Below are 22,902 nucleotides of genomic sequence, written 5' to 3'. Positions count from 1 at the left end.
TGCCGCGCTTAGGCTCGAATCGCCATGATTCGGTTCGAGAACGTCACGAAACGCTACCGCGGGACGTCGAAGCCCGCCCTGTCCGGTGTCGACTTCGAGGTGCAGCGCGGGGAGTTCGTCTTCCTGGTCGGCGCCTCCGGGTCCGGCAAGTCCTCCTGTCTGCGCCTCATCCTCCGCGAGGACGTGCCGACGACGGGCCGTGTCGCCGTCCTCGGCCGCGACCTGAGGGCTCTGGCGAACCGTAAGGTGCCCTACTTCCGTCGGCACATCGGCTCGGTGTTCCAGGACTTCCGCCTGCTCCCGTCCAAGACCGTCCATCAGAACGTCGCCTTCACGCTGCAGGTCACCGGCTCGTCCCGGGGCTTCATCCAGCAGGCGGTTCCCGAGGCGCTCGCCCTCGTCGGGCTCGACGGCAAGGAGAAGCGCATGCCGCACGAGCTCTCCGGCGGCGAGCAGCAGCGCGTCGCGATCGCCAGGGCGCTCGTCAACCGTCCTCAGGTGCTGCTCGCCGACGAGCCCACCGGAAACCTCGACCCGGCGACCTCCGTCGACATCATGCAGCTGCTCGCCCGGATCAACGCGGGTGGCACGACAGTGCTCATGGCGACCCACGAGGCCGGGTTCGTCGACCAGATGCGCCGCCGCGTGATCGAGCTCCGTGACGGCGAGATGGTCCGCGACGAGGTGCACGGCGGATACGGCGACACCTCGAACATCCCGCGCCTGGTGCCGGAGGAGGTCCGCGGTGCCGCGGCCGCCGCAGCCCTCACGGCCGTGCAGGAGGTGCAGCGCCAGACCGCCGACCTCTCCGTGGTCCGCGCAGCCCTGGCGGAGGAGCTGGACGCCCAGCGCCGTGCCGCCGCCGCGTCTCCCGCGGTCACCAAGCCCGCCGCCGAACCCGCTCCGCAGGTGGTCGAGCCGCCGGAGCCCTCACGGGAGCCCGGCGTGGTCGAACCACCGGACGTCGTGCAGCCGCCGGCCGCGCCGCAGCCCGCTGCCGAGCGTCTCGCGCCCGCCGGTCCGCGCACGCATCCGATCGTGATCCCGGAGGTGGACGTCGCCGAGCTCGGCGTCGCCGACCGCCTCGGGCTGTCCGACCAGGACGACGAGGAAGTGGGCCCGACCTCATGAGAATCGGCCTGATCCTGACCGAGGCCCTCGTCGGCCTGCGGCGCAACATCTCGATGGTCATCTCCGTCGTGCTCGTCACCTTCGTGTCGCTGACGTTCATCGGCGCCGCGATCCTCATGCAGTCCCAGATCGGCGTCATGCGCGGCTACTGGGCCGAGCGCGCCCAGGTGGCCGTCTACATGTGCTCCGCGGTGTCGGAGTCGGACACCTGCGTCGACGGCGCGGCGAGCGAGGAGCAGGTCGCCGCCGTGCGCGCCCAGCTCGAGGGCGACGCATTGTCGCCGCTCATCAGCTCCATGACCTTCGACACGAAGGAGGAGACCTACGCCAAGCTCGTCGAGCAGGTCGGGGAGGAGCAGGCCAGCGTGCTCTCGCCCGATCAGGCGTTCGAGGTCTTCTTCGTCACGATGAAGGACCCGGGCCAGTCGCAGGTCCTCGCCGAGGCGTTCAACGGCCAAGCCGGAGTGGAACAGGTCCAGGACCAGCTCCAATACCTCGAACCGCTGTTCTCCGCGCTCACCGTGGCGACCTACATCGCCGTCGGCATCGCCGTCCTCATGCTCATCGCCGCGACGCTTCTGATCGCCACCACCATCCGCTTGTCCGCCTATGCGCGGCGGAAGGAGATCGGGATCATGCGCCTGGTCGGCGCCTCGAACCGCTTCATCCAGACGCCGTTCGTGCTGGAGGGCGTCTTCGCCGCGTTGCTGGGCTCGGCTCTCGCGAGCGCGGCGGTCGTCGCCGGCATGCACTTCGGCGTGAACGGCTATCTCCGCGGACGGGTGCCGTTCATCACGACGTGGGTGACCATGCAGGACGCGATCCTCGTGGTGCCGGTCCTCGTCGGGATCGGCGTCGTGCTCGCGGCGCTCTCGGCCGGCTTCGCGATCCGGCGTTGGCTGCGCACCTGATACCCTGAAAGGCTGCTCGACCGATCCGCTGTCGAGCCGTCCACAGCACCACAGCACAGGAGATCATCATGCCCAGGGAACGCGGGGAGAAGGTCATCGCGACCAATCGTCGCGCGCGTCACGACTACAACATCGAGAAGTCGTACGAGGCGGGGATGGTGCTCACCGGCACCGAGGTGAAGTCGCTCCGTCAGGGGCGCGCGAACCTCAGCGACGGGTACGCGTTCGTGAAGGGCAACGAGGTCTTCCTCGATGCCGTGCACATCCCGGAGTACTCGCAGGGGCACTGGACGAACCACTCGGCCAAGCGCATCCGCAAGCTGCTCCTGCACCGGGAGGAGATCGCGAAGCTCGCTCACGCCGTCTCCGCGGGCGGGTACACGCTCATCCCGCTCAAGCTGTACTTCTCGGACGGTCGCGCCAAGGTCGAGATCGCCCTCGCGAAGGGCAAGCGCGAGTACGACAAGCGCCAGACCCTCCGTGAGCGTCAGGACACCCGCGAGGCCGAGCGCGCGATGCGCCTGCGCAACAGGGTCGGCGAGTAGCCCGAGCCGGCTCAGAGGCTCGGCGTGAAGCCGAACACCCGGCCGAGGAACGCGAGCTCCCGCTCCAGCGCGTCGACGATGGTCTCCGCGCTGCGGAACCCGTGGCCCTCGCCCGGGTACAGCACGTAGTCGTGGTCGATGCCGTTCGCCGCCAGAGCGTCGCGGATGGCCTCGGACTGGGACGGCGGCACGACGCGGTCCTCCTCGCCCTGCAGCAGCAGCACCGGAACGTCGATGCGGTCGGCGTGCGTCAGGGGCGAGCGCTCGATGTAGACGTCCTCGGCCGCGGGGAGCGGACCCACGAGGCCGTCGAGGTACGACGCCTCGAAGTCGTGGGTCTCGGCGGCGAGCAGCCGGAGATCCGCGACACCGTAGCGGCTGATGCCGGCCGCGAACGTGCCGCCCCGGACGAGTGCGGAGAGCACCGTCCAGCCGCCGGCCGAGCCCCCGCGGATGGCGATGCGGGTGGAGTCTGCCAACCCGGCGTCCGCGAGGCCGCGGGCCGCCGCGATCACGTCGTCCACGTCGACGATGCCCCACTGTCCCTGCAGACGGTCGCGGTAGGCGCGTCCATATCCCGTCGATCCGCCGTAGTTGACGTCGAGGACCCCGATGCCCCGGCTCGTGAAGAACGCGATGGAGGCGGAGGCCGCACCGGTGACATGGGCGGTCGGACCGCCGTGCACGAGCACGATGTAGGGCGGCAGCTCCCCGTCGGCGCCGCGGGGGTCTCCGGGCGCGGCGGGCGGATACGCGAACGCGTGCACGGGGCCGTGTGCCCCTTCCACGACGATCTGCTGCGCCCCCGGCATCCAGTCCTCGTCGACCGGAGCGCCACCGGTGATGGTCTCGACGGTCCCACTGTCGACATCGACGCACCAGATGCCTGAGGTCACGCGCGAGCCGTCTCCGCTGAGCAGCACGCGGGAGCCGGCGACGTCGTCCACGCTGAGGTGCCCGTCGCCCGGCACCGTGATCGCCCGGGTCTCGCCGTCCGCGGACACGAGCTGCACCTCGTCGCGTCCATTCGTGCGCACCGCCACGAGGCGCCCGTCGGCCAGGACCTGGAACCAGCGGTTGCCGAGCACCCAGAGGCCGTATCCGGTATCCGCGTCCGACGAGCTCAGCGCGCGCGAGGCGCCGAGCCGGAGGCCGTCCAGTGCGAGGTGCTGGAGCTGCCAGCGCCCTGAAGCGTCGTCGGCGAACACGAGCGCGTCGTCGCCGCGCCACTCCGGCTGCAGGGCCGCGGAGGTGGGGACGCGGGTGACGGTCCCGCCGTCCACCGCCCCGATGGCGAGGGCGGCACTCTCCCACGGCATGCTGTCCGCCTGCCACTCGACCCAGGCCACCCGGCTGCCGTCCGGCGAGAGAGCGGGGTGGGCGAAGAATCCGGTGCCCTCCGCGATCACGCGCACCGCAGCCGCTTCGTCGGCGGCCGAGCCGTCCACGGGGATCTCCACGATCGCGCGGCGGTGCGGGGCGGCCGAGAGGTCTTCGCGGACCGCAAGCAGGCGGCCGCTCTGCACGCGCAGCCCGCCGTACGACGGGCCGGCGGCGGTGAGGGGGCGCGGCTCCGCGCCGCGGTCCATGCGGTGCACACGCTGGTCGGCGCCGGAGACGAAGTACAGGGTGTCGCCGTCGACGGTCCAGGCACCGCCCCCGTACTCGTGCACGCGGGAGCGGGCGCTCCAGGGTGCCGGGAGGATCTCCGCCCCCGTCGAGCTGCGCACCGTGACGCGTCCGCCCTCGGCGGGCACGGACTCGGCCCACCACACCTCATCGCCGACGAAGCGTGCTCCGTCGATGCGGGGAGCCGCTCCGGCGACGGCGGCGGCGGTGAAGGGGGAAGCCCAGGAGCCGAACGGTGAGGACATGCGTCGAGCCTACGGGCGGTGACACACGACGTCACACTCGTGCGGCGGGCCGAGGGCGTGTTCTAGGTTTCTGGAAACGCCCGGTTGATCCCGGACGTGGAGCGACAGCCGAGCCCGGCACCCGCCCGCGAACGACGTGCTCTTCGTCGTGCGCGGACCCCGGCCCCTGTCCCCAGGAGAGAAGATGTCTTCCCCGTTCGACGCCTCCCGCGCCTCCCGCGTGCCGTTCTCCTTCGAGCTGTATCCGCCCCGCTCGGAGTCGAGCGAGGAGGCCCTGCACGAGACCGTCCGTCACCTCGCCGCGGCCGGACCCGCGTTCCTCTCGGTGACCTATGGCGCCGGCGGCTCGACCGGGGGACGCTCGCTCGACGTGCTGCGGTTCATCCGCGAGCACACCGACGTCGAGCCCCTCGCCCATCTCACGTGCGTCGGCAACACCTATGCCGGGGCCACGGCGCTCATCCGGGAGTTCCTCGACGCCGGGATCCTCCGCTTCCTCGCCCTCCGCGGCGATCCGCCCGCGGGCCGGACGGAGCCCTTCCTCGGCGACCTGGAGAGCGCGGCTCAGCTCGTGCAGCTCATCGATCGCGTCCAGGCCGAACGCGCTCCGTACCAGGAGTCCCCGGTCCCCGGCCTTCCCGGAGCCGCGCTGGTGGGCCCCCGGCAGAAGGTCGACATCGCGGTCGCGGCCTTCCCGAAGGGGCACCCGCGGGCCACGCACCGCACCCAGGACGTGGAGGCTCTGCTCGCCAAGCAGGCGGCGGGGGCGACCTTCGCCATCACCCAGCTCTTCTTCCACCCGGACGACTACCTCGCCTTCGTGGAGCGAGCTCGAGCGGGCGGCGTCACCATCCCGATCCTTCCCGGCATCATGCCGATCACCTCACCTGCCCGGCTGGCCCGGGTGCTGGAGCTCACGGGGGAGGACCTGCCGAGCGAGCTCTCGGTCGCCCTCGACGTCGAGCCCACCGCCGAGGGGCGCCGGGAGATCGGGATCTCGTGGGCCGCGCGCCTCGCCGCCGACGTCGTCGCCGGCGGCGCCCCCGGCGTCCACCTGTACGCCTTCAACCAGCACGAGACCGTCCTGACCGTCCTCGCCGAAGCCGGCATCGTCCCGGCGCTCCGGCACTAGTCCCCGCCGAAAGGAAACATCATGACCGCATTCCCCGAGGGCACCATCCTCGGCTATCCCCGCATCGGCCGCCGCCGCGAGCTCAAGAAGGCCGTCGAGGCGTTCTGGGCGGGCCGCATCGACGAGCAGGAGCTGGAGCGGACGGCAGCGGACCTGCGCGCGGCGACCCGTGAACGCCTGGCCGCCCTCGGCCTCGGTCGCACGGACTCGTCGATCCCGGAGTCCTTCTCGTTCTACGACCAGGTCCTCGACGCCGCCGCCACGGTCGGCGCCATCCCCGCGCGCTTCGACGACCTGCGGGAGGCGGACGGGACGATCGGACTCTCCGCACTGTTCACCGTCGCCCGCGGCGAGGGGGAGCGCGCGCCGCTGGAGATGACGAAGTGGTTCGATTCGAACTACCACTACCTCGTGCCGGAGATCGGCCCGGAGACGGTGTTCTCCCTCGCCAGCGACCGGCTGGTGCGCGAGGTCGCCGAGGCCGCGGCCGCCGGATTCGTCACGCGTCCCGTGGTCGTCGGACCGGTCACGCTGCTGGCGCTCGCGAAGGCGTCGGACGACGCGCCGGAGGGCTTCGAGCCGCTCTCGCGTCTGGAGGACGTGCTGCCGGTCTACGTCGATCTGCTCGCCCGCCTGCGCGCCGCGGGTGCCGAGTGGGTGCAGCTCGACGAGCCCGCGCTCGTCAGCGAGTCGCTGCCGGCCACGACCGCCCAGCTCGCCTCGGCGGCGGAGCGCGCGCTCGCGGTGCTGGGCAGCGCCGAGGAACGCCCCTCGATCCTCGTCGCGGCCCCGTATGCGAGCCTCGGCGAGACGTTCGGGACCGTGGCCGCGGCCCCCATCGAGGCGATCGCCGTCGATCTCGTGCGCGGTGCCGTCCCGGAGGCGGTGCCTGGCCTCGAGGGCAAGACCCTCGTCGGCGGTGTGATCGACGGTCACAACATCTGGCGTGGCGACCTCTCCGCGGCGTTCGACTCCCTGGCGGCGCTCCGCGCGCTCGGTGCTCCGGTGTCCGCGGCCACCTCGACCTCGCTGCTGCACGTGCCGCACGACGTGCAGGACGAGACCGCGCTCGACGAGCGCCTGGTGTCCTGGCTCGCGTTCGCGGACCAGAAGGTGCAGCAGGTCGTGACCCTCGCCCGCGGTCTGTCCGAAGGGCGCACGGCGATCGCGACCGAGCTGGACGCCGCGACCGCTGCGCTGCAGGATCGCCTGAGCGCTCCCGGCGTGCGCGACGGTGCGGTGCGTTCCCGTGCGCTGACCGACGCCGACTTCGCCCGTGCTCCGTACGCGGAGCGGGAAGAGGCGCAGAATGTCCTCGGCCTGCCGGTGCTGCCCCTGACGACGATCGGCTCCTTCCCGCAGACCGGAGACATCCGCCGCGCACGCGCGCAGTTCCTCCGCGGCGAGATCCCCGAGGACGACTACGAGGAGTTCCTCCGCCGTGAGGTCGCCGCGGTCGTCTCCCTGCAGGAGGACCTCGGCCTCGACGTCCTCGTGCACGGCGAACCCGAGCGGAACGACATGGTGCAGTACTTCGCCGAGCACCTCGACGGCTTCGCGGTCACGCAGCACGGCTGGGTGCAGTCGTACGGCTCGCGAGCCACGCGTCCGTCGATCCTCTGGGGCGATGTCTCCCGCCCGGCGCCCATCACGGTCGCCTGGTCGGCATACGCCCAGTCGCTCACCGCGAAGCACATGAAGGGGATGCTCACGGGGCCGGTCACCATCCTCGCGTGGTCCTTCGTCCGCGACGACCAGCCTCTGGGGGAGACCGCGAACCAGGTCGCGCTCGCCCTCCGCGACGAGATCGCCGATCTGGAGGCCGCGGGCATCCAGGTGATCCAGGTCGACGAGCCGGCGCTGCGCGAGCTGCTGCCGCTGAAGCAGACCGACCAGCCCACGTACCTGGACTGGTCCGTCGCCTCGTTCCGTCTGGCGACGGGCGGTGCCGCGGCGGCCACGCAGGTGCACACCCACCTCTGTTACTCGGAGTTCGGCGTCGTGATCGACGCGATCCGTGCGCTCGACGCCGACGTGACGTCGATCGAGGCGGCCCGCAGCCGCATGGAGGTCGTCGCGGACATCGCCGAGGTCGGCTTCGACCACGGCATCGGCCCCGGTGTCTACGACATCCACTCGCCGCGTGTGCCGACGGTCGAGGAGGTCGAGTCCCTGCTGCGTCGCGCGGTCGAGGAGATCCCGCTCCGTCAGCTCTGGGTGAACCCGGACTGCGGCCTGAAGACCCGCGGCTACGCCGAGACCACGGCATCGCTGCGGAACATCGTCGAGGCCACCCGCCGGGTGCGCGAGGACGTGGTGGTCACCGCCTGACACTCCTGCTCAGCGAGACGACGAAGGCCCTCCCGGTGCACCGGGAGGGCCTTCGTCGTGTGTCTCAGACGGCGCGCATGACCGCGACGACCTTGCCGAGCACGACGGCTTCGTCGCCCAGGATCGGCTCGAACGCGGAGTTGCGGGGGAGCAGCCAGGTGTGGCCGTCGCGACGACGAAGCACCTTGACGGTGGCCTCGCCGTCGAGCATGGCGGCGACGATCTCACCGTTCTCCGCGGTGTTCTGCGACCGGACCACGACCCAGTCCCCGTCGCAGATCGCGGCGTCGATCATCGACTCGCCGGAGACCTTGAGCATGAAGAGGTCGCCTTTGCCGACGAGCTGCCGGGGGAGCGGGAAGATCTCCTCCACCTGCTGATCGGCGGTGATGGGCACGCCGGCGGCGATGCGGCCGACCAGCGGGACCAGGGCGGCGTCGCCGACCGGGGTCGCCACATCCGCGGGGTTCTCCGCACCGGTGCCGGGAAGGTCGATGAGGACCTCCATGGCGCGCGTCTTGCCCGGGTCGCGCCGCAGGTAGCCGCTGAGCTCGAGCTGACCGAGCTGGTGCGTGACGCTGGACAGCGACTTGAGTCCGACGGCATCGCCGATCTCGCGCATGCTCGGCGGGTAGCCGTTCTGTGCGATGGAGCCCTGGATGACCTCGAGGATCGCCATCTGCTTCGGACTGAGGCTCTTGCGACGGCGGGTGCGCGGCGCCTCGGACTCGAGGGCTGAGGTGTCGCTCATGGTGCTCCTTCACTGCGTGATCCGACGTGCCGCTTCGAATGTCGGTGGCCCGTGGTGGGGTGTCCTTATCGAAACCGTATCCGAGAAAAGCGCGGATCTGGAAGATCTGTTCGAGCGTGTCGGGCGATTCGCGGGCCGCGGTTTCGAAGACAGCTTGACAGATGTTCGAACTCGAAGATATCTTCGGAACGTAGCTTCGCATCCACGGCTCCCGGCCGAGGCGCGGATGCGAAAGCTACGCCAACCTCCCCGGGCTCCGGCGCCGGGACAGTAAGGAGCAGACATGAGCAGCATCAGCCTCAGCACCGCGACCGCCTTCCCGGCATCGGCCCGTCCGGCCACCCGGCTGCGGATCACGGCACGCGGTCGCCGCGCTCTGCTCGCGCTCGCCTCGGTCCCGCTCGCGGCGGGCATCGCCTTCGCCGCCATCAGCGGGGGTAGTGCGATCGCCTCCGGCGCGGACGCACCGGCCGTCTCCGTCGAGACCGTCACGGTCATGCCCGGCGACACCCTCTGGTCGATCGCGAGCAGCATCGCCCCCGAGGCCGACCCACGCGAGGTCATCGGTGAGATCAGCCGCATGAATCTCCTGCGCGGCGGCGAGCTGCAGGTCGGTCAGGAGCTCGCGCTCCCGGCCCGCTACACCGACTGACGCGGAGCCCGAGTCTTCCGATCCGGTCGTCACGATGACCTCGGCTCTCCGTGCTCCTCTTAAGATGGGAAGGGTGACCTTCTCCCTCAACGATCTCCCGCTCCGCGACGATCTGCGCGGACTCACCCCGTACGGCGCGCCCCAGGCCCCGCTGCCGGTGGCTCTGAACGTGAACGAGAACACGCATCCCGTTCCCGACGAGGTCGCGAGCGACATCCTCGATGACATCGCCGTGGCGATCCGGGACGTGAACCGGTACCCGGATCGTGAGTTCACGACGCTGCGGGAGGCCTTCGCCGACTACCTGGGTCACGGCCTCACGCCGGAGCAGATCTGGGCGGGAAACGGCTCCAACGAGGTGCTGCAGCACATCTTCCAGGCTTTCGGCGGTCCGGACCGCACGGCATTCGGCTTCGGCCCGACGTACTCGATGTACCCGCTCATCGCGAAGGGCACAGGGGCGTCGTGGATCGCCGGCACCCGGCAGCCGGACTACACCGTCACCGCGGAGGAGGCGGCGGAGCAGGTCCGTGCGGCCGACCCGGACATCGTGATCCTCTGCTCGCCGAACAATCCGACGGGCACGCCGCTGGGGCTCGACGTGGTGGAGGCCGTCTACGACGCCGCCCGTGGCGTGGTGATCGTCGACGAGGCCTATCAGGAGTTCGCGCCGCGCGATGCCCCGTCTGCACTGACTCTGCTGGAGGGCCGGCCGCGGCTGGCGGTCTCCCGCACCATGAGCAAGGCCTTCGCCTTCGCCGGTGCCCGCGTCGGCTACCTCGCCGCCGACCCCGCGTTCATCGACGCGCTGCGTCTGGTGCGCCTGCCCTACCACCTGAGCGCCCTGACGCAGGCGGCGGCCGTCGCCGCGCTCCGCAATGCCGACGTCATGCTCGGGATGGTGCAGGAGATCGTGGAGCAGCGCGACCGGATCACGGCCACGCTGGAGGCCCTCGGCTACACGCCCCACCTCTCGTGGTCCAACTTCGTGCTGTTCGGCGGCGTCGCGGACCCGCAGGCCACCTGGCAGCAGCTCTACGATCGCGGCGTGCTCGTCCGTGACGTCGGCATCCCCGGTCACCTGCGGGTGAGTGCCGGTACGGAGGCGGAGACCACGGCGTTCCTGGACGCCCTGGCCTCGATAGGATCGGCATCATGACCATCCCCGCGCCCACCGCACGCACCGCGAGCCGCGTGCGCAGCACGTCGGAGTCCACCGTCGAGGTCGAGCTCAACCTGGACGGTACCGGCGCGAGCCGCATCGACACCTCGGTGCCGTTCTTCGACCACATGCTCACGGCGTTCGCGAAGCACTCGCTGACGGATCTCACCGTGCGGGCGTCCGGCGACACCCACATCGACGCGCACCACACCGTGGAAGACGTCTCGATCGTGCTCGGTCAGGCGATCCTCGCCGCGCTCGGGGACAAGTCCGGCATCTCCCGCTACGGCGACGCCCTCGTCCCCCTGGACGAGGCGCTCGCGCAGGCGGTCGTCGACATCTCCGGTCGCCCGTACCTCGTGCACGAGGGTGAACCCGCGGGCTTCGAGCACCACCTGATCGGCGGGCACTTCACCGGATCGCTCGTCCGGCACGTCTTCGAAGCCATCACCTTCAACGCCGCCCTCACCGTGCACGTCCGGGTCCTGGGCGGGCGCGACCCGCACCACATCGCCGAGGCCGAGTTCAAGGCGTTCGCGCGGGCGTTCCGTCAGGCGAAGGCGCTGGATCCCCTCGTCGACGGCATCCCGTCCACCAAGGGAGCCTTGTGAGCGCCGCGCCCCGGGTCGCCGTCTTCGACTACGAATCCGGCAACGTCCACTCCGCGGTCAAGGCGCTCGTCGCCGCGGGAGCCGACGCCGTCCTCACGCGCGACCGCACCGAGGCGCTCGAGGCCGACGGGTTCGTCGTGCCCGGCGTCGGAGCCTTCCAGGCCGTGCGGGACGCCCTGCAGGCTCACGGCGGTGACGAGATCATCGGCCGTCGTCTCGCGGGCGGTCGACCGGTGCTGGGTATCTGCGTCGGCATGCAGGTGCTCTTCGAGCACGGCGTCGAGCGCGGGCACGACGCCGCGGGCCTCGGCGAGTGGCCGGGCGCCGTGACGGAGCTCAACGCCCCTGTCCTGCCGCACATGGGCTGGAACACCGTGGAACCGGGGGAGGACACCGTCCTGTTCCGCGGGATCGAGCAGGAGCGCTTCTACTTCGTGCACTCCTATGCGGCGCAGTCCTGGGAGCTCGATGTGATCCCGCCGTTCCCCCAGCCCGTGCTCACCTGGGCGACCTACGGCGGTCCCTTCCTCGCGGCCGTGGAGAACGGCCCGCTCTCGGCGACGCAGTTCCACCCCGAGAAGTCCGGAGACGCCGGCATCCAGCTGCTCCGGAACTGGGTGCAGAGCCTCTGATCCGGGGCCGCGTCGGCGCCGGGCGTCATGCGGTTTGTCCCGCGCCCCGCGGCGGACTACCCTCGTCTCTCGTGCCCTCTCGGGCCGCAGACCCACCCGAACCAAGGACCCCATGAACGACTTCGCGCAGTCCCCCTCGCTCACGCTCCTCCCCGCGGTCGACGTCGCCGGCGGCAAGGCGGTCCGTCTGACCCAGGGGGAGGCGGGCACGGAGACGAGCTACGGCGACCCGCTCGACGCCGCGGGGGAGTGGGTCTCGCAGGGGGCCTCCTGGATCCACCTCGTCGACCTCGACGCGGCGTTCGGACGCGGCAGCAACGCCCCGATCCTGCGCAAGGTCATCAAGCAGTTCAAGAACGTCAACGTCGAGCTCTCCGGCGGCATCCGGGACGACGCGAGCCTGGAGGCGGCTCTGGAGAGCGGCGCCGCCCGCATCAACCTCGGCACCGCCGCCCTGGAGAACCCGGAGTGGGCCGCCGACGTGATCAGCCGCTTCGGCGAGGCGATCGCCGTCGGCCTCGACGTGCGCGGCACGACGCTCGCGGCGCGGGGCTGGACGAAGGAGGGCGGCGACCTCTGGGAGGTGCTCGAGCGCCTCGAGGACGCCGGCTGCAGCCGCTACGTCGTCACCGACGTGACCAAGGACGGTACGCTGCGCGGTCCGAACCTGGAGCTCCTGCGCGAGGTCACCTCGCGCACCCCGAAGCCGGTCGTCGCGTCGGGCGGCATCTCGAACCTCGACGACATCGCCGCCCTGCGCGACCTCGTGCCGCTGGGCGTCGAGGGCGCCATCGTCGGCAAGGCCCTGTACGCGGGCGCCTTCACGCTGGCGGAGGCCCTGGATGTCGCCGGAGACTGACCCCCACGCCTGCGGGCCGGAGTCGCACAACCGGGCCGACTCGGCCGGGGTCCCCTGGGAGGGGCGCAGCTTCGAGTCGAATCCGCACGCCGCGGACGACGGCTCGGCGGACCCTGCTCTTCTCGCCGCCCTGCTCCGCTTCCGCGCGGGGGAGGGGAGTCAGACGGAGGTCGTCGACGCGTTCCGCTCCGCGCGGGTGCTCATCCCGCTGATCGCCGAGAAGGGTGAGGAGGGTGTGGCCCCCAGCGGCCTCGCGGTGGACAAGACGCAGGAGCTGTCGATCGTCACCGTCGCCGCACCGGACGGGCGCCGCGTCCAGCCGGTGTTCTCGTCGGTCGAGACGATGCAGCGCTGGGACCCGTCGGCGCGACCCATCCCTGTCGAGGCCGTCCGCGCCGCGCTGGCCGCATCGTCGGAGGACACCGACCTCATCGTGCTCGACCCGACCTCGGACACGGAGTTCGTGATCCGGCGACCCGCCGTCTGGGCCGTGGCGCAGGGGCACGCGTGGGAACCGAGCTTCCTCTCGCCGGAGGTGGTCACCGCGCTCCGGGAGAGCATCGCCCATGAACTCGCCGTGATCGACGTCGCGGTCGCGCCCGGTGACCCGGATGCGCGGCTGCGCGGGCCGGAGCTCATCGTGGTGCTGGAGCTCGTCGACGGCCTGGAGCGCGAGGTCCTGGATGCGGTGCTCGCGCGCCTCGCCCAGCGGTGGGCGGCGGATGACCGCATCGCCGTCCTCGCCGACTCGCTGACGGTCAAGCTCCGCCGCAGCGTCTGAGGGGGCGCCGACCGGATCAGGTGACGGGGCCGGTCCACTTCTCGCCGGGGCCCTTGCCGATCGGGTCCGGGATGGTCGAGGCCTCGCGGAAGGCGAGCTGCAGCGAACGGAGGCCGTCACGCAACGAGCGGGCGTGCATGTCGCTGATCTCGGGGGCGCCGGCGGTGATGAGTCCCGCCAGCGCGTTGATGAGCTTGCGCGCCTCGTCCAGGTCGAGCTGAGCCGCGGCCTCCGGGTCGTCCGCCAGGCCGAGCTTGACGGCGGCAGCACTCATGAGGTGCACGGCGGCGGTGGTGATCACCTCGACGGCCGGGACGTCGGCGATGTCGCGGACGGCCGAGGAGGCCGCTTCTTCCTGCCGAGCCCATCGCTCCTCGCGCTCGCGGGCCGCCTCGTCCGATGCCTGGTTCGTCACTTCGCCTTGCTTTCTGTTAGACTTTGGCGGGCTCCGGAGCGTCATGCTCCGGAACGAAAGAGGATTCACTTCCCACCCGCGCTTGCCGTTCCAGGCTACCGGGTCTTGCGCTCCGCCGGCTCCGCTCGTCACGAGGGGGCCGGTAGACAGGGTGCGGAGCCGGCGTCTGAGAGCCGGCGGGTGGGGGACGACTCCGATTTCGCCCGAGATGCAGACAGCATCACGGTGGCCGAATCACATCGTCTAAGGAGCTCCGCATCAGCGATCCCCGTACCAATGAGCGCATCCGCGTCCCCGAGGTCCGCCTCGTCGGCCCCGCGGGTGAGCAGATCGGCGTTGTCCGCATCGAGGCAGCGCTGCGTCTCGCACAGGAAGCCGATCTCGACCTCGTCGAGGTCGCCCCGAACTCGAAGCCGCCCGTCGTCAAGATCATGGACTACGGCAAGTTCAAGTACGAGGCCGCGCAGAAGGAAAAGGAAGCGCGTCGCAACCAGGCGAACACGATCCTCAAGGAAGTCCGCTTCCGTCTGAAGATCGAGGCGCACGACTACACGACGAAGCTCAAGCGCGCCGAGGGCTTCCTCAAGGCCGGTGACAAGGTCAAGGCCATGATCCTCTTCCGCGGTCGCGAGCAGTCGCGTCCCGAGCAGGGTGTGCGTCTGCTGCGCAAGTTCGCCGAGGACGTCGCCGAGTTCGGCACCGTCGAGTCGAACCCGACCATCGACGGCCGCAACATGGTCATGGTCGTCGCGCCGCACAAGAGCAAGTCCGAGGCGAAGCAGGAGCAGAACGCCGTGCGCGCCGCGAACAAGCAGGCCGCGCGCGATGCGAAGAACGACGCGGACGCTTCCGCGGACGCCCCGGCGGAGTAGATCCGCCCCCAGAACTCCCGCACCGCGGGTTGACACCGTCGCCTGAGAAGGCGCCATACGAAGGAAGAGAAGATGCCGAAGCAGAAGACCCACTCGGGTGCTAAGAAGCGCTTCAAGATCACCGGCAGCGGCAAGCTGAAGAAGCAGCAGGCCGGGATGCGCCACAACCTCGAGCACAAGTCGAGCCGTCGCACCCGCCGTCTGAACCAGGACCAGGTGCTCGCGAAGGCGGACTTCAAGGTCGCGAAGAAGCTTCTCGGTCGCTGACGCGCCGAACGCACGATAGGAACACAGGAAAATGGCAAGAGTCAAGCGGGCGGTCAACGCCCACAAGAAGCGTCGGGTCATCCTCGAGCGCGCCTCCGGCTACCGCGGTCAGCGTTCGCGCCTCTACCGGAAGGCCAAGGAGCAGGTCATCCACTCCCTGGTCTACTCGTACCGGGACCGTCGCAAGCGCAAGGGCGACTTCCGTCGTCTCTGGATCCAGCGCATCAACGCCGCTGCCCGCCAGAACGGCATGACGTACAACCGCTTCATCCAGGGCCTCAACCTCGCGGGTGTCACGGTCGACCGTCGTATGCTCGCCGACCTCGCGGTGAACGATGCCGCGACGTTCACGACGCTGGTCGAGACGGCGAAGAAGGCTCTGCCCTCCGACGTCAACGCGCCGAAGTCGGTCGCGTAAGCATCTCGCTTCCGAACGGGCGTCTTCCTCCGGGAAGGCGCCCGTTCCGCGTATCCGGGCGGTGGCGGGCTGACCGTAGACTGAGTCCGTGCTGGAGAACCCCCGTTCCCCCCGAGTCCGTGCCGTCGCCAAGCTGACCAAGCGCAGCGCGCGTACCGCGACCGGGCTGTTCCTGTTGGAAGGTCCGCAGTCCGTCCGTGAGGCGCTGACGTACCGTCCGGAGGCGATCATCGAGCTGTTCGCGACCCCCCACGGGTGGGAGAGGCACGCGGACATCCGTGCCGCGGCGGCGGAGGCGGACGTCGAGGCCGAGTACGTGAGCGAGGACGTGCTCAACGCGATGGCCGACACGGTGACGCCGCAGGGGCTGGTCGCCGTCGTCCGGCAGACGCCGACCTCCGTGCGCGACATCTTCGATGCCGCACCGCGTCTGGTCGCCATCTGCGAGGAGGTGCGCGACCCCGGCAACCTCGGCACCATCATCCGGGCCGCCGACGCCGCCGGCGCCGACGCCGTCGTGCTCACGGGCCGCACGGTCGATCCTTACAACCCCAAGGTCGTGCGGGCGACGACGGGCTCGCTCTTCCACCTTCCGGTCTCCGTGGGTGGGGACCTCGACGAGGTCGTGCGACGTGCGCACGATGCGGGCCTGCAGATCCTCGCGGCCGACGTGAAGGGGGATGACCTCCTCGCAGCCCGCGCCGACGGTGTGCTCGGCGAGCCGACCGCCTGGCTGTTCGGCAATGAGGCGCGCGGACTCGAGGACGATGCGCTGACACGGGCCGACCGGGTCCTGCGGCTGCCGATCTTCGGACGTGCGGAGTCGCTCAACCTGGCCACCGCGGCGAGCGTGTGCCTGTACGAGAGCGCGTTCGCCCAACGCGCCGCCGCCACCGGCTGACCGGCGACGGACGGAACGCAGGATGCGGATTCTCATCGTCGAGGACGACGAGCGGGTGGCGGGGGCCTTGCAGGCCTTCCTCGCGCGCTCGGGCTATGCCACCGTGCACGCCGCCGACGGGGCGACCGCGCTGGAGCACCTCGACGCCGACACCGAGGTGGTGCTGCTGGACCTCGGGCTGCCGGACGTCGACGGGATCGACCTCTGCCGTCGCATCCGGGGGCGGTCCGACGTCCCGATCGTGATCGTCACCGCGCGCAACCAGGTCGCCGAGCGCATCAAGGGGCTGCGGGCCGGGGCCGATGACTTCGTGGTGAAGCCGTACGACGTGCACGAACTCCTGGCGCGGATCGAGGCGGTCACCCGGCGATCACGGCCGCTGCGCACGGAACCGGATACCCGGGTGCTGCTGCACGACGGGGCGGTGCAGATCGACCTCGTGGCGCGGGAGGTGCAGGTCGGCGGGGTGCCGCTGGCGCTCACCCGCAAGGAGTTCGACATCGTGGGCGTGCTCGCCCGGTATCCGGGTGTGGCGGTGCCGAAGGAGCGCCTCATCCGCGAGGTCTGGAACACCGATTGGCGCGGCTTCGGCCACTCGCTCGAGGTGCACGTGGCGGCCATCCGGAAGAAGAGCGGGGACCGCGCGTTCATCGAGACGGTGCGCGGCGTCGGCTATCGGCTCGCGGGGTCCTGAGGCGTGCGCCGCCGCCTGACCGTGGTCTTCCTCGTGCCGTTGATCGTCGTGCTCGTCGCGCTGGGCGGCGTGACCGGGTGGAGCGCGGCGCGCAGCGTCCAGCAGTCGTTCTACGCGGAGCAGCTCGGCGACCTCGGCTACTTCGCGACGAGCGCCAGGCAGGCGCTCCGCTCCGGGAGCCCGGCGGTGATGGACGCCGAAGTCCGCCGCTTCCAGGAGGTGTACGGGATCGAGGTGACCGTGTTCGATCTCACCGGCAGCCCGTGGGCGGCGGGGGATCACGGCGACACGGTCCTGTCGGAGGAGGACGCGCAGCGGGTGCGGCTGGCGCTCTCCGGACGCCGCGCCGAACAGCCGACCTCCTCCGCATGGGTCGTGTCCGACGCGGCGCTCGTGGAGCCGGTGTTCGACGACGGCGACGTGATCGGCGCCGTGCTCGTGAGCGGAGGAACGGAGACGCCGCAGACCGTCATACTGCGCCAGACGCTCGTGCTCGGCGTGATCGTCGTGCTGCTCAGCGCGCTCGGCATCCTCCTGGTCGCCGGGCTCGCGCGCTGGGTGCTCTCCCCGGTGCGCCGCCTCGACGAGACGATGGCGGCGATCGAGCGGGGGGAGATGGACGCCCGGGTGGCCGAGGGCACCGGGCCGCCCGAGCTGCGGCGCATGACGCGGGTGTTCAACGGCATGGCCGATGAGATCGAGCGCGTCATGACCCGGCAGCAGGAGTTCGCGCTGAACGCCTCGCACGAGCTGCGGAATCCGCTCAACGCGCTGCTGCTGCGCGTCGAGCACCTCGCGACGGGTCTGGGACGCGAGTGGGACCACGACGTCGAGGAGACGAGGGAGGAGGGCCGGCGGATGACCCGCATCCTGGAGACCCTCCTCGGACTCGCCCGCGGCGGTCGCACCGACTCCACGATGTCCGCGGTCGATCTGGCCGCTGTCGCAGCCCGCCGGGTGGAGGCCTGGCAGGAGGTGGCGGCGCAGCGGGCCATCGGGCTGCGCCCCACGGGGGAGCCGTCGGTCATGACGATCACCGACCGCACCATCGTGGAGAGCGCGCTCGATGCCGCGATCGACAACGCGGTGAAGTACTCGCCGGAGGGCTCGTCCATCGAGGTCGGCGCGCGGCGCGTGGGCGGCGAATGCCACCTCACCGTGCGCGACCACGGCCCTGGTCTGTCTCCGGAGGACGCCTCGTCGGCGGCGGACCGCTTCTGGCGGAGCGCGGACAGCGGCGACATGCCGGGGACCGGGCTCGGGCTCGCGATCGCGACCGACCTCCTCGCGACGGTCGGGGGCGAGCTGCGGGTGCGCGGCGCCGATGGCGGCGGGCTCCTCGTGGCCCTCGTTCTCCCCGCGGAGGCGGCGGCATGAGCGGGCGGGGACGGCGTGTCATGGCCGGGATGCTCGCGCTCGTGACGGCGGTCGCGTTGAGCGCCTGCAGTCCGCGTTCCGAGGGATGGACGGACACCGTCGCCGTGATCGCCGCGGGCAGCCCCACCGGGGTCTACCACGACTACGGCAGTCGCCTGGCGGCCGAGCTGTCGCGCGAGCTGGACGTCGACCTCACGGCGGAGGAGACCGCCGGATCGGTCGACAACCTGCTGCGGGTGAGTGCGGGGGAGGCGCTCCTTGGCTTCGCGCAGGGCGATGCGGCGGCCGACGCCGTGGCCGGGACGGGAGCCTTCGCCGAGCCACTGGACGTGCAGGCGGTCGCCCGCCTGTACGACGAGTATCTGCAGATCGTCGTGCGCGACGACTCGGCCCTCGACGACCTCGCGGACCTCGCCGGGGGGACGATCTCCCTCGGGGCCGAGAACTCGGGGGTGAACGTGATCGCGACCCGGGTGCTGCACGCCGCCGGCGTGGCCGCGGATACGATCGACGATCCGCAGCTCGACCTCGGCGGGTCCATCGCCGCCATGGAGCGCGGGGAGATCGACGGCTTCTTCTGGGTGGGCGGACTGCCGACGCCCGGCATCACCGATCTGGCCGAGACCGTCGACGTCCGTCTGCTCCCGGTCGAGCAGGACTGGGTCAATGCGGTCAACGAGCGGTACTCCCATGCGTATCGGCCCGCCGACGTGCCCGCGGGCACCTACGGCCTCGATGCCTCCGTGATGACGTTGGCGGTGCCGAACTACCTCGTCACCGCCGGAAGCACCCCGCCCGGCGTCGTCCATGATCTCGTCGCGGGCCTGTTCGCGGCGCGCACCACGTTGGCCGCCGACGTCCCGGCGGCAGCGTTGCTGGACCGGCGGTCCGCGATCTTCACCGGGCCGGTGCCCCTGCACCCCGGTGCGGAGGAGTACTACCGCGGCCTGCGCCGGTGACGGGCGCCCCCTCAAGAAATCCTCAAGATCCCTGACAGGCGTCGGCGCGCTCTGCCAAGGTGAGGTCGATCGCACACGATCGGACACCTGCTGCCTGCTGTCGCTGGGAGCGTGGCAGCAGGGCGATCCCGCGGCCCGAGGGGGCGGGCCGTGGGGCGCCCCTGCGAGGATGCATTGGCGCTGCGATCAGGTGATTACGAACGTGTAAACCTCACCGTGGTGCCTGGAACCGCGCGCATCGCGTGGCTAGTTTGGAGAAATGATGACCTCTGAAACCCCGCTCGTCGTCGTCGAGAACGTCCAGAAGCACTACGGCGAGTTCCAGGCGCTCAGCGACATCGACCTGACCGTCAACGCGGGGGAGGTCGTCGTCGTGATCGGCCCCTCCGGCTCGGGCAAGTCGACGCTCTGCCGCACGATCAACCGCCTGGAGACCATCACCAGCGGCTCCATCCGCATCGACGGCAAGGAGCTGCCCGCGGAGGGCAAGGCTCTCGCGCACCTGCGGGCCGACGTCGGCATGGTCTTCCAGTCCTTCAACCTCTTCGCGCACCTCACGATCCTCGAGAACGTGACGCTCGGCCCGATCAAGGTCCGTGGCCTGAAGAAGTCCGACGCCGAGGCCGAGGCGATGATGCTCCTCAAGCGGGTCGGCGTCGCGCAGCAGGCGAACAAGCTCCCTGCGCAGCTCTCCGGCGGCCAGCAGCAGCGCGTCGCGATCGCACGGGCCCTGGCCATGCAGCCGAAGGTCATGCTCTTCGACGAGCCCACGAGCGCGCTCGACCCCGAGATGATCAACGAGGTCCTCGACGTCATGGTCGAGCTCGCCCAGGAGGGCATGACCATGATCGTCGTCACCCACGAGATGGGCTTCGCCCGCAAGGCGGCCGACCGCGTCGTCTTCATGGCGGACGGCCGGATCGTCGAGGAGGCCACGCCCGAGGAGTTCTTCACGAACCCGAAGAGCGACCGCGCCAAGGACTTCCTCTCGAAGCTCCTCACGCACTGACTTCCCAGACCCAGCACCCACAGCACAGCACACGAAGGAGACGCACATGCGACGCACACGGACACTGGCCGGATTCGGGATCGCCACGGTGGCGCTGCTCGCGCTCACGGCCTGCAACAGCGGCACGCCGTCGAGCACCGGCACGTCGGGCAGCGACGAGGGCGACGCCTCGAGCAGCACGCCCTGGACCATCGAGGAGGATGTCACGATCGAGGGGAGCCCCACGTTCGACCGCATCTCCTCGTCGGGCACCGTCAAGGTGGGCGTCAAGGAGGACCAGCCCGGTCTCGGCTACCTCGACCCGGTGACGAACGAGCGCACCGGCTTCGACGTCGACATCGCCCGCTGGATGGCGGCATCCCTCGGTGTCGACCCGGAGAAGATCGAGTTCCAGGCGATCGCCTCCGCGAACCGCGAGCAGGCCATCGTCAACGGCGACATCGACTACTACGTCGGCACCTACTCGATCACGGACAAGCGCAAGGAGCAGATCGCCTTCGCCGGTCCCTACTTCGTCACCGGCCAGGGCCTCCTCGTCGCGGCCGACAGTGACATCGCGAGCGTCGACGACCTCGACTCCTCCACGACGGTCTGCTCGGCGACGGGTTCGACGCCGATCCAGAACATCAAGGAGAACTACCCCGAGGTGAAGACGAAGGAGTACGACACGTACTCCAAGTGCGTCGAGGACCTCAAGAACGGCCAGGTCGACGCCGTCACGACCGACGAGGCGATCCTCATCGGCTACGCGGCCCAGGACCCCGACAACCTCAAGGTCGTCGGCGAGCCGTTCAGCGAGGAGCGCTACGGCATCGGTGTGGCGAAGGGCGACGACGCGCTCGTCGAGTACTTCAACACCCAGCTCACCGACGGTGGTGACATCTGGCAGCAGATCTTCGACAACAACCTCGGCGCCTCCGGTGTGAAGGCCGAGCAGCCCGAGGTCGACCCGGTCGGTTGATCTCGCGGGGGCGGTCGGTCCGACCGGCCGCCCCCGTCCTCCTCGGCGTCGACCTGACGCGGAAACGAACCGAAAGGCACAGCAGTGGGAGTGATCTCGGACCACCTCGACCTCTGGGGTGAAGCGCTGTGGGGAACCATCGCGCTGTTCCTCGGCGGTGGCCTCATCGCCGTGGTGCTCGGACTCATCGTCGGAGCGGCCCGCGTGTCCCCGGTCCCGATCGCGCGCGGCGTCGGCGCCGTGTACGTGAACTGGATCCGGAACACCCCGCTCACGCTGGTGATGTTCTTCTTCGCGTTCTGCCTTCCGATCCTGCTCGGGGAGCGGGTCAACTCCCTGCTGCTCGCCACGATCGCGCTCGGCATCTACACGGCCACCTACGTCGCTGAGGCGATCCGCGCCGGCATCAACACGGTGCCGGTCGGACAGGCGGAGGCGGCACGGGCCATCGGCCTCAACTTCGGCCAGGTCATGCGCTTCGTCGTGCTGCCCCAGGCCACGCGGTCCGTGGTCCCGCCGCTCATGAGCGTGCTCATCGCCCTCATGAAGAACACCACGGTGGCCGCCGGCTTCTCGGTGGTCAACCTCGGCACGATCCGAGCGGCACTCAGCGAGCGGGGCGAGAACGCCCTCGTCGTGCTGCTCTGGGTCATGGTCATCTTCGTCGTGCTCGTGCTGCTCCTGAGCTGGGTGCAGCGCGTACTCGAGAACAAGTGGAGGATCGCGCGATGAGTTCCGTCCTGTTCGACGTCCCCGGGCCTCGCGCCGTCGCCCGCAACCGGATCATCGGCGCCGTCACGATCCTCGTCGTCCTCGCCGTGCTCGGCTGGGTGGTCTGGCGCCTGTACGCCACCGGCCAGTTCTCCGCGGAGAAGTGGAACATCTTCACGTACTCGGCGGTCTGGGTGCGCTTCGGGGAGGGGCTGCTCAGCACGCTCTCCGCCTTCGCGGTCGCCGGTGTCGGTTCGATCGTGCTGGGCTTCGTCCTCGGCATCGGCCGCCTCTCCGAGCACGCCTGGGTGCGGGAACCGGTGCGGTGGATCATCGAGATCATGCGGGCGATCCCCGTCCTGATCCTCATGATGCTCCTGTACTACGGCCTCCCGGTGATCGGTATCCGGATGCCCCCGTACTACGCGGTCGTCATCGCGCTCATCGTCTACAACGGCTCCGTGCTGGCGGAGGTGCTCCGCGCCGGGATCGAGTCGCTGCCGCGCGGGCAGAAGGAAGCCGGCTACGCGATCGGCCTGCGCAAGACCGGGGTCATGTACTTCATCCTGATCCCGCAGGCCGTCCGGGCGATGATGCCCGTGATCATCGCGCAGCTCGTGGTGGCACTGAAGGACACCGCGCTCGGCTTCATCATCACGTACCAGGAGCTGCTCTACGTCATCAACCAGATCGGCAACCAGGCGCCCTACGGGTCGCCGCTGATCCCCGCCGCGATCGTCGGCGGCTCGATGTACGTCGCGGTCTGTCTGGTGCTCTCCTACGTCGCCTACCGCCTGCAGCGCCGCGCCAAGCGCTCGGCCAAGGCCGGTCCCGTGGAGCCGGACCCCCGCCAGCACGACGGCGAGACGAACACGTCGCTCATCGTGATGCAGCGGGGTCTCGGTAAGCACGACAGCAACAACTCCGGCGGACTGGCGGTGTGAGC

General features: G+C 70.4%; 25 protein-coding genes. 22 read left to right on the top strand and 3 right to left on the bottom strand.

Annotated elements, in window-relative coordinates; genetic code table 11:
- The first annotated feature begins 24 nt into the window (after positions 1–24).
- The 3 genes from ftsE to smpB all read left to right on the top strand — a co-directional run bounded on the left by ftsE (position 25) and on the right by smpB (position 2,587).
- Positions 25–1,131, top strand: coding sequence for a cell division ATP-binding protein FtsE (ftsE, locus tag AB0N68_RS00210; RefSeq protein ID WP_292795623.1), 1,107 nt, complete (start codon positions 25–27; stop codon positions 1,129–1,131).
- Positions 1,128–2,042 (top strand): permease-like cell division protein FtsX, encoded by a 915-nt coding sequence (gene ftsX / locus AB0N68_RS00205; protein WP_363331913.1) that lies wholly within the window; start codon positions 1,128–1,130, stop codon positions 2,040–2,042. The genes ftsE and ftsX overlap by 4 nt, the downstream gene beginning before the upstream one ends.
- A gap of 68 nt (positions 2,043–2,110) precedes the next feature.
- A complete protein-coding gene (gene smpB, locus AB0N68_RS00200) occupies positions 2,111–2,587 on the top strand; it encodes an SsrA-binding protein SmpB (protein WP_050722832.1) in 477 nt (158 codons plus the stop codon).
- An 11-nt stretch (positions 2,588–2,598) separates the two neighbouring features.
- Here smpB and AB0N68_RS00195 read toward each other — a convergent pair whose 3' ends face one another.
- Positions 2,599–4,461 (bottom strand): dipeptidyl-peptidase 5, encoded by a 1,863-nt coding sequence (locus AB0N68_RS00195; RefSeq protein WP_292795614.1) that lies wholly within the window; start codon positions 4,459–4,461, stop codon positions 2,599–2,601.
- A 184-nt stretch (positions 4,462–4,645) separates the two neighbouring features.
- On the opposite strand from AB0N68_RS00195, the gene AB0N68_RS00190 reads away from it, so the two are divergent.
- Positions 4,646–5,593, top strand: a complete 948-nt coding sequence (locus AB0N68_RS00190) for a methylenetetrahydrofolate reductase (RefSeq protein WP_292795611.1) — start codon at positions 4,646–4,648, stop codon at positions 5,591–5,593.
- Between the two features lie 21 nt (positions 5,594–5,614).
- Entirely contained in the window at positions 5,615–7,924 is a 2,310-nt protein-coding gene (gene metE, locus AB0N68_RS00185) for a 5-methyltetrahydropteroyltriglutamate--homocysteine S-methyltransferase (RefSeq protein ID WP_292795608.1), read from the top strand.
- A gap of 64 nt (positions 7,925–7,988) precedes the next feature.
- Here metE and lexA read toward each other — a convergent pair whose 3' ends face one another.
- Complete coding sequence (lexA, locus tag AB0N68_RS00180; protein WP_259954186.1) at positions 7,989–8,675, bottom strand: transcriptional repressor LexA; 687 nt, start codon at positions 8,673–8,675, stop codon at positions 7,989–7,991.
- 283 nt (positions 8,676–8,958) lie between these two features.
- Here lexA and AB0N68_RS00175 point away from each other — a divergent pair, with 283 nt between their 5' ends.
- The 6 genes from AB0N68_RS00175 to AB0N68_RS00150 all read left to right on the top strand — a co-directional run bounded on the left by AB0N68_RS00175 (position 8,959) and on the right by AB0N68_RS00150 (position 13,372).
- Positions 8,959–9,327 (top strand): LysM peptidoglycan-binding domain-containing protein, encoded by a 369-nt coding sequence (locus AB0N68_RS00175; RefSeq protein WP_187661886.1) that lies wholly within the window; start codon positions 8,959–8,961, stop codon positions 9,325–9,327.
- Positions 9,328–9,391: 64 nt separating this feature from the next.
- Positions 9,392–10,486 carry a histidinol-phosphate transaminase gene (locus AB0N68_RS00170; RefSeq protein WP_370428498.1) on the top strand — a complete coding sequence of 365 codons (1,095 nt, stop codon included), beginning with the start codon at positions 9,392–9,394 and terminating at the stop codon, positions 10,484–10,486.
- Positions 10,483–11,100 carry an imidazoleglycerol-phosphate dehydratase HisB gene (hisB, locus tag AB0N68_RS00165; RefSeq protein WP_060922523.1) on the top strand — a complete coding sequence of 206 codons (618 nt, stop codon included), beginning with the start codon at positions 10,483–10,485 and terminating at the stop codon, positions 11,098–11,100. Before AB0N68_RS00170 ends, hisB begins: the two co-directional genes overlap by 4 nt.
- Positions 11,097–11,732, top strand: coding sequence for an imidazole glycerol phosphate synthase subunit HisH (hisH, locus tag AB0N68_RS00160; RefSeq protein WP_259954184.1), 636 nt, complete (start codon positions 11,097–11,099; stop codon positions 11,730–11,732). The genes hisB and hisH overlap by 4 nt, the downstream gene beginning before the upstream one ends.
- A gap of 112 nt (positions 11,733–11,844) precedes the next feature.
- The gene (gene priA, locus AB0N68_RS00155) at positions 11,845–12,591 is read left to right on the top strand and encodes a bifunctional 1-(5-phosphoribosyl)-5-((5-phosphoribosylamino)methylideneamino)imidazole-4-carboxamide isomerase/phosphoribosylanthranilate isomerase PriA (protein ID WP_025105284.1); all 747 of its coding nucleotides are present in this window, start codon (positions 11,845–11,847) and stop codon (positions 12,589–12,591) included.
- Positions 12,575–13,372 (top strand): SseB family protein, encoded by a 798-nt coding sequence (locus AB0N68_RS00150; protein ID WP_292795600.1) that lies wholly within the window; start codon positions 12,575–12,577, stop codon positions 13,370–13,372. The genes priA and AB0N68_RS00150 overlap by 17 nt, the downstream gene beginning before the upstream one ends.
- A gap of 16 nt (positions 13,373–13,388) precedes the next feature.
- Here AB0N68_RS00150 and AB0N68_RS00145 read toward each other — a convergent pair whose 3' ends face one another.
- A complete protein-coding gene (locus AB0N68_RS00145; protein WP_060922526.1) occupies positions 13,389–13,787 on the bottom strand; it encodes a DUF1844 domain-containing protein in 399 nt (132 codons plus the stop codon).
- A gap of 233 nt (positions 13,788–14,020) precedes the next feature.
- On the opposite strand from AB0N68_RS00145, the gene infC reads away from it, so the two are divergent.
- The 11 genes from infC to AB0N68_RS00090 all read left to right on the top strand — a co-directional run bounded on the left by infC (position 14,021) and on the right by AB0N68_RS00090 (position 22,900).
- Positions 14,021–14,659 carry a translation initiation factor IF-3 gene (gene infC, locus AB0N68_RS00140; RefSeq protein ID WP_370428515.1) on the top strand — a complete coding sequence of 213 codons (639 nt, stop codon included), beginning with the start codon at positions 14,021–14,023 and terminating at the stop codon, positions 14,657–14,659.
- Positions 14,660–14,731: 72 nt separating this feature from the next.
- Positions 14,732–14,926, top strand: coding sequence for a 50S ribosomal protein L35 (gene rpmI / locus AB0N68_RS00135; protein ID WP_025105280.1), 195 nt, complete (start codon positions 14,732–14,734; stop codon positions 14,924–14,926).
- Positions 14,927–14,957: 31 nt separating this feature from the next.
- A complete protein-coding gene (rplT, locus tag AB0N68_RS00130; RefSeq protein ID WP_187661881.1) occupies positions 14,958–15,344 on the top strand; it encodes a 50S ribosomal protein L20 in 387 nt (128 codons plus the stop codon).
- Positions 15,345–15,432: 88 nt separating this feature from the next.
- The gene (locus AB0N68_RS00125; protein ID WP_292795595.1) at positions 15,433–16,245 is read left to right on the top strand and encodes a TrmH family RNA methyltransferase; all 813 of its coding nucleotides are present in this window, start codon (positions 15,433–15,435) and stop codon (positions 16,243–16,245) included.
- Positions 16,246–16,267: 22 nt separating this feature from the next.
- A complete protein-coding gene (locus tag AB0N68_RS00120; RefSeq protein ID WP_268776862.1) occupies positions 16,268–16,939 on the top strand; it encodes a response regulator transcription factor in 672 nt (223 codons plus the stop codon).
- Positions 16,940–16,942: 3 nt separating this feature from the next.
- A complete protein-coding gene (locus AB0N68_RS00115; protein ID WP_292795589.1) occupies positions 16,943–18,316 on the top strand; it encodes a sensor histidine kinase in 1,374 nt (457 codons plus the stop codon).
- Complete coding sequence (locus tag AB0N68_RS00110; RefSeq protein WP_292795585.1) at positions 18,313–19,275, top strand: TAXI family TRAP transporter solute-binding subunit; 963 nt, start codon at positions 18,313–18,315, stop codon at positions 19,273–19,275. Before AB0N68_RS00115 ends, AB0N68_RS00110 begins: the two co-directional genes overlap by 4 nt.
- A 262-nt stretch (positions 19,276–19,537) precedes the next feature.
- Positions 19,538–20,284, top strand: coding sequence for an amino acid ABC transporter ATP-binding protein (locus AB0N68_RS00105; protein WP_060922536.1), 747 nt, complete (start codon positions 19,538–19,540; stop codon positions 20,282–20,284).
- A gap of 46 nt (positions 20,285–20,330) precedes the next feature.
- Positions 20,331–21,245 (top strand): glutamate ABC transporter substrate-binding protein, encoded by a 915-nt coding sequence (locus AB0N68_RS00100; RefSeq protein ID WP_259954177.1) that lies wholly within the window; start codon positions 20,331–20,333, stop codon positions 21,243–21,245.
- An 84-nt stretch (positions 21,246–21,329) separates the two neighbouring features.
- On the top strand, positions 21,330–21,977 hold the full coding sequence (locus tag AB0N68_RS00095) for an amino acid ABC transporter permease (protein ID WP_062636670.1): 648 nt from the start codon (positions 21,330–21,332) through the stop codon (positions 21,975–21,977).
- Entirely contained in the window at positions 21,974–22,900 is a 927-nt protein-coding gene (locus AB0N68_RS00090; RefSeq protein ID WP_268776865.1) for an amino acid ABC transporter permease, read from the top strand. The genes AB0N68_RS00095 and AB0N68_RS00090 overlap by 4 nt, the downstream gene beginning before the upstream one ends.
- The last annotated feature ends 2 nt before the right edge of the window (positions 22,901–22,902 follow it).

Source organism: Microbacterium meiriae (assembly GCF_040685015.1).
In the GTDB taxonomy this organism is placed as follows: Bacteria; Actinomycetota; Actinomycetes; order Actinomycetales; family Microbacteriaceae; genus Microbacterium; species Microbacterium meiriae.
The sequence above is the reverse complement of the archived record's forward strand: the minus strand, read 5'-3'. Positions and strand labels throughout refer to the sequence as shown.

What these genes read in the sequence shown, in the direction of transcription:
- smpB (WP_050722832.1), top strand. Translation starts at nt 2,111, where the DNA reads ATGCCCAGGGAACGCGGGGAGAAGGTCATCGCGACCAATCGTCGCGCG.
- AB0N68_RS00110 (WP_292795585.1), top strand. Translation starts at nt 18,313, where the DNA reads ATGAGCGGGCGGGGACGGCGTGTCATGGCCGGGATGCTCGCGCTCGTG.
- rpmI (WP_025105280.1), top strand. Translation starts at nt 14,732, where the DNA reads ATGCCGAAGCAGAAGACCCACTCGGGTGCTAAGAAGCGCTTCAAGATC.
- AB0N68_RS00150 (WP_292795600.1), top strand. Translation starts at nt 12,575, where the DNA reads ATGTCGCCGGAGACTGACCCCCACGCCTGCGGGCCGGAGTCGCACAAC.
- hisB (WP_060922523.1), top strand. Translation starts at nt 10,483, where the DNA reads ATGACCATCCCCGCGCCCACCGCACGCACCGCGAGCCGCGTGCGCAGC.
- AB0N68_RS00170 (WP_370428498.1), top strand. Translation starts at nt 9,392, where the DNA reads ATGGGAAGGGTGACCTTCTCCCTCAACGATCTCCCGCTCCGCGACGAT.
- lexA (WP_259954186.1), bottom strand. Translation starts at nt 8,675, where the DNA reads ATGAGCGACACCTCAGCCCTCGAGTCCGAGGCGCCGCGCACCCGCCGT.
- priA (WP_025105284.1), top strand. Translation starts at nt 11,845, where the DNA reads ATGAACGACTTCGCGCAGTCCCCCTCGCTCACGCTCCTCCCCGCGGTC.
- ftsX (WP_363331913.1), top strand. Translation starts at nt 1,128, where the DNA reads ATGAGAATCGGCCTGATCCTGACCGAGGCCCTCGTCGGCCTGCGGCGC.
- AB0N68_RS00175 (WP_187661886.1), top strand. Translation starts at nt 8,959, where the DNA reads ATGAGCAGCATCAGCCTCAGCACCGCGACCGCCTTCCCGGCATCGGCC.
- AB0N68_RS00195 (WP_292795614.1), bottom strand. Translation starts at nt 4,461, where the DNA reads ATGTCCTCACCGTTCGGCTCCTGGGCTTCCCCCTTCACCGCCGCCGCC.
- AB0N68_RS00190 (WP_292795611.1), top strand. Translation starts at nt 4,646, where the DNA reads ATGTCTTCCCCGTTCGACGCCTCCCGCGCCTCCCGCGTGCCGTTCTCC.
- AB0N68_RS00105 (WP_060922536.1), top strand. Translation starts at nt 19,538, where the DNA reads ATGACCTCTGAAACCCCGCTCGTCGTCGTCGAGAACGTCCAGAAGCAC.
- ftsE (WP_292795623.1), top strand. Translation starts at nt 25, where the DNA reads ATGATTCGGTTCGAGAACGTCACGAAACGCTACCGCGGGACGTCGAAG.
- AB0N68_RS00120 (WP_268776862.1), top strand. Translation starts at nt 16,268, where the DNA reads ATGCGGATTCTCATCGTCGAGGACGACGAGCGGGTGGCGGGGGCCTTG.
- AB0N68_RS00100 (WP_259954177.1), top strand. Translation starts at nt 20,331, where the DNA reads ATGCGACGCACACGGACACTGGCCGGATTCGGGATCGCCACGGTGGCG.
- rplT (WP_187661881.1), top strand. Translation starts at nt 14,958, where the DNA reads ATGGCAAGAGTCAAGCGGGCGGTCAACGCCCACAAGAAGCGTCGGGTC.
- metE (WP_292795608.1), top strand. Translation starts at nt 5,615, where the DNA reads ATGACCGCATTCCCCGAGGGCACCATCCTCGGCTATCCCCGCATCGGC.
- AB0N68_RS00090 (WP_268776865.1), top strand. Translation starts at nt 21,974, where the DNA reads ATGAGTTCCGTCCTGTTCGACGTCCCCGGGCCTCGCGCCGTCGCCCGC.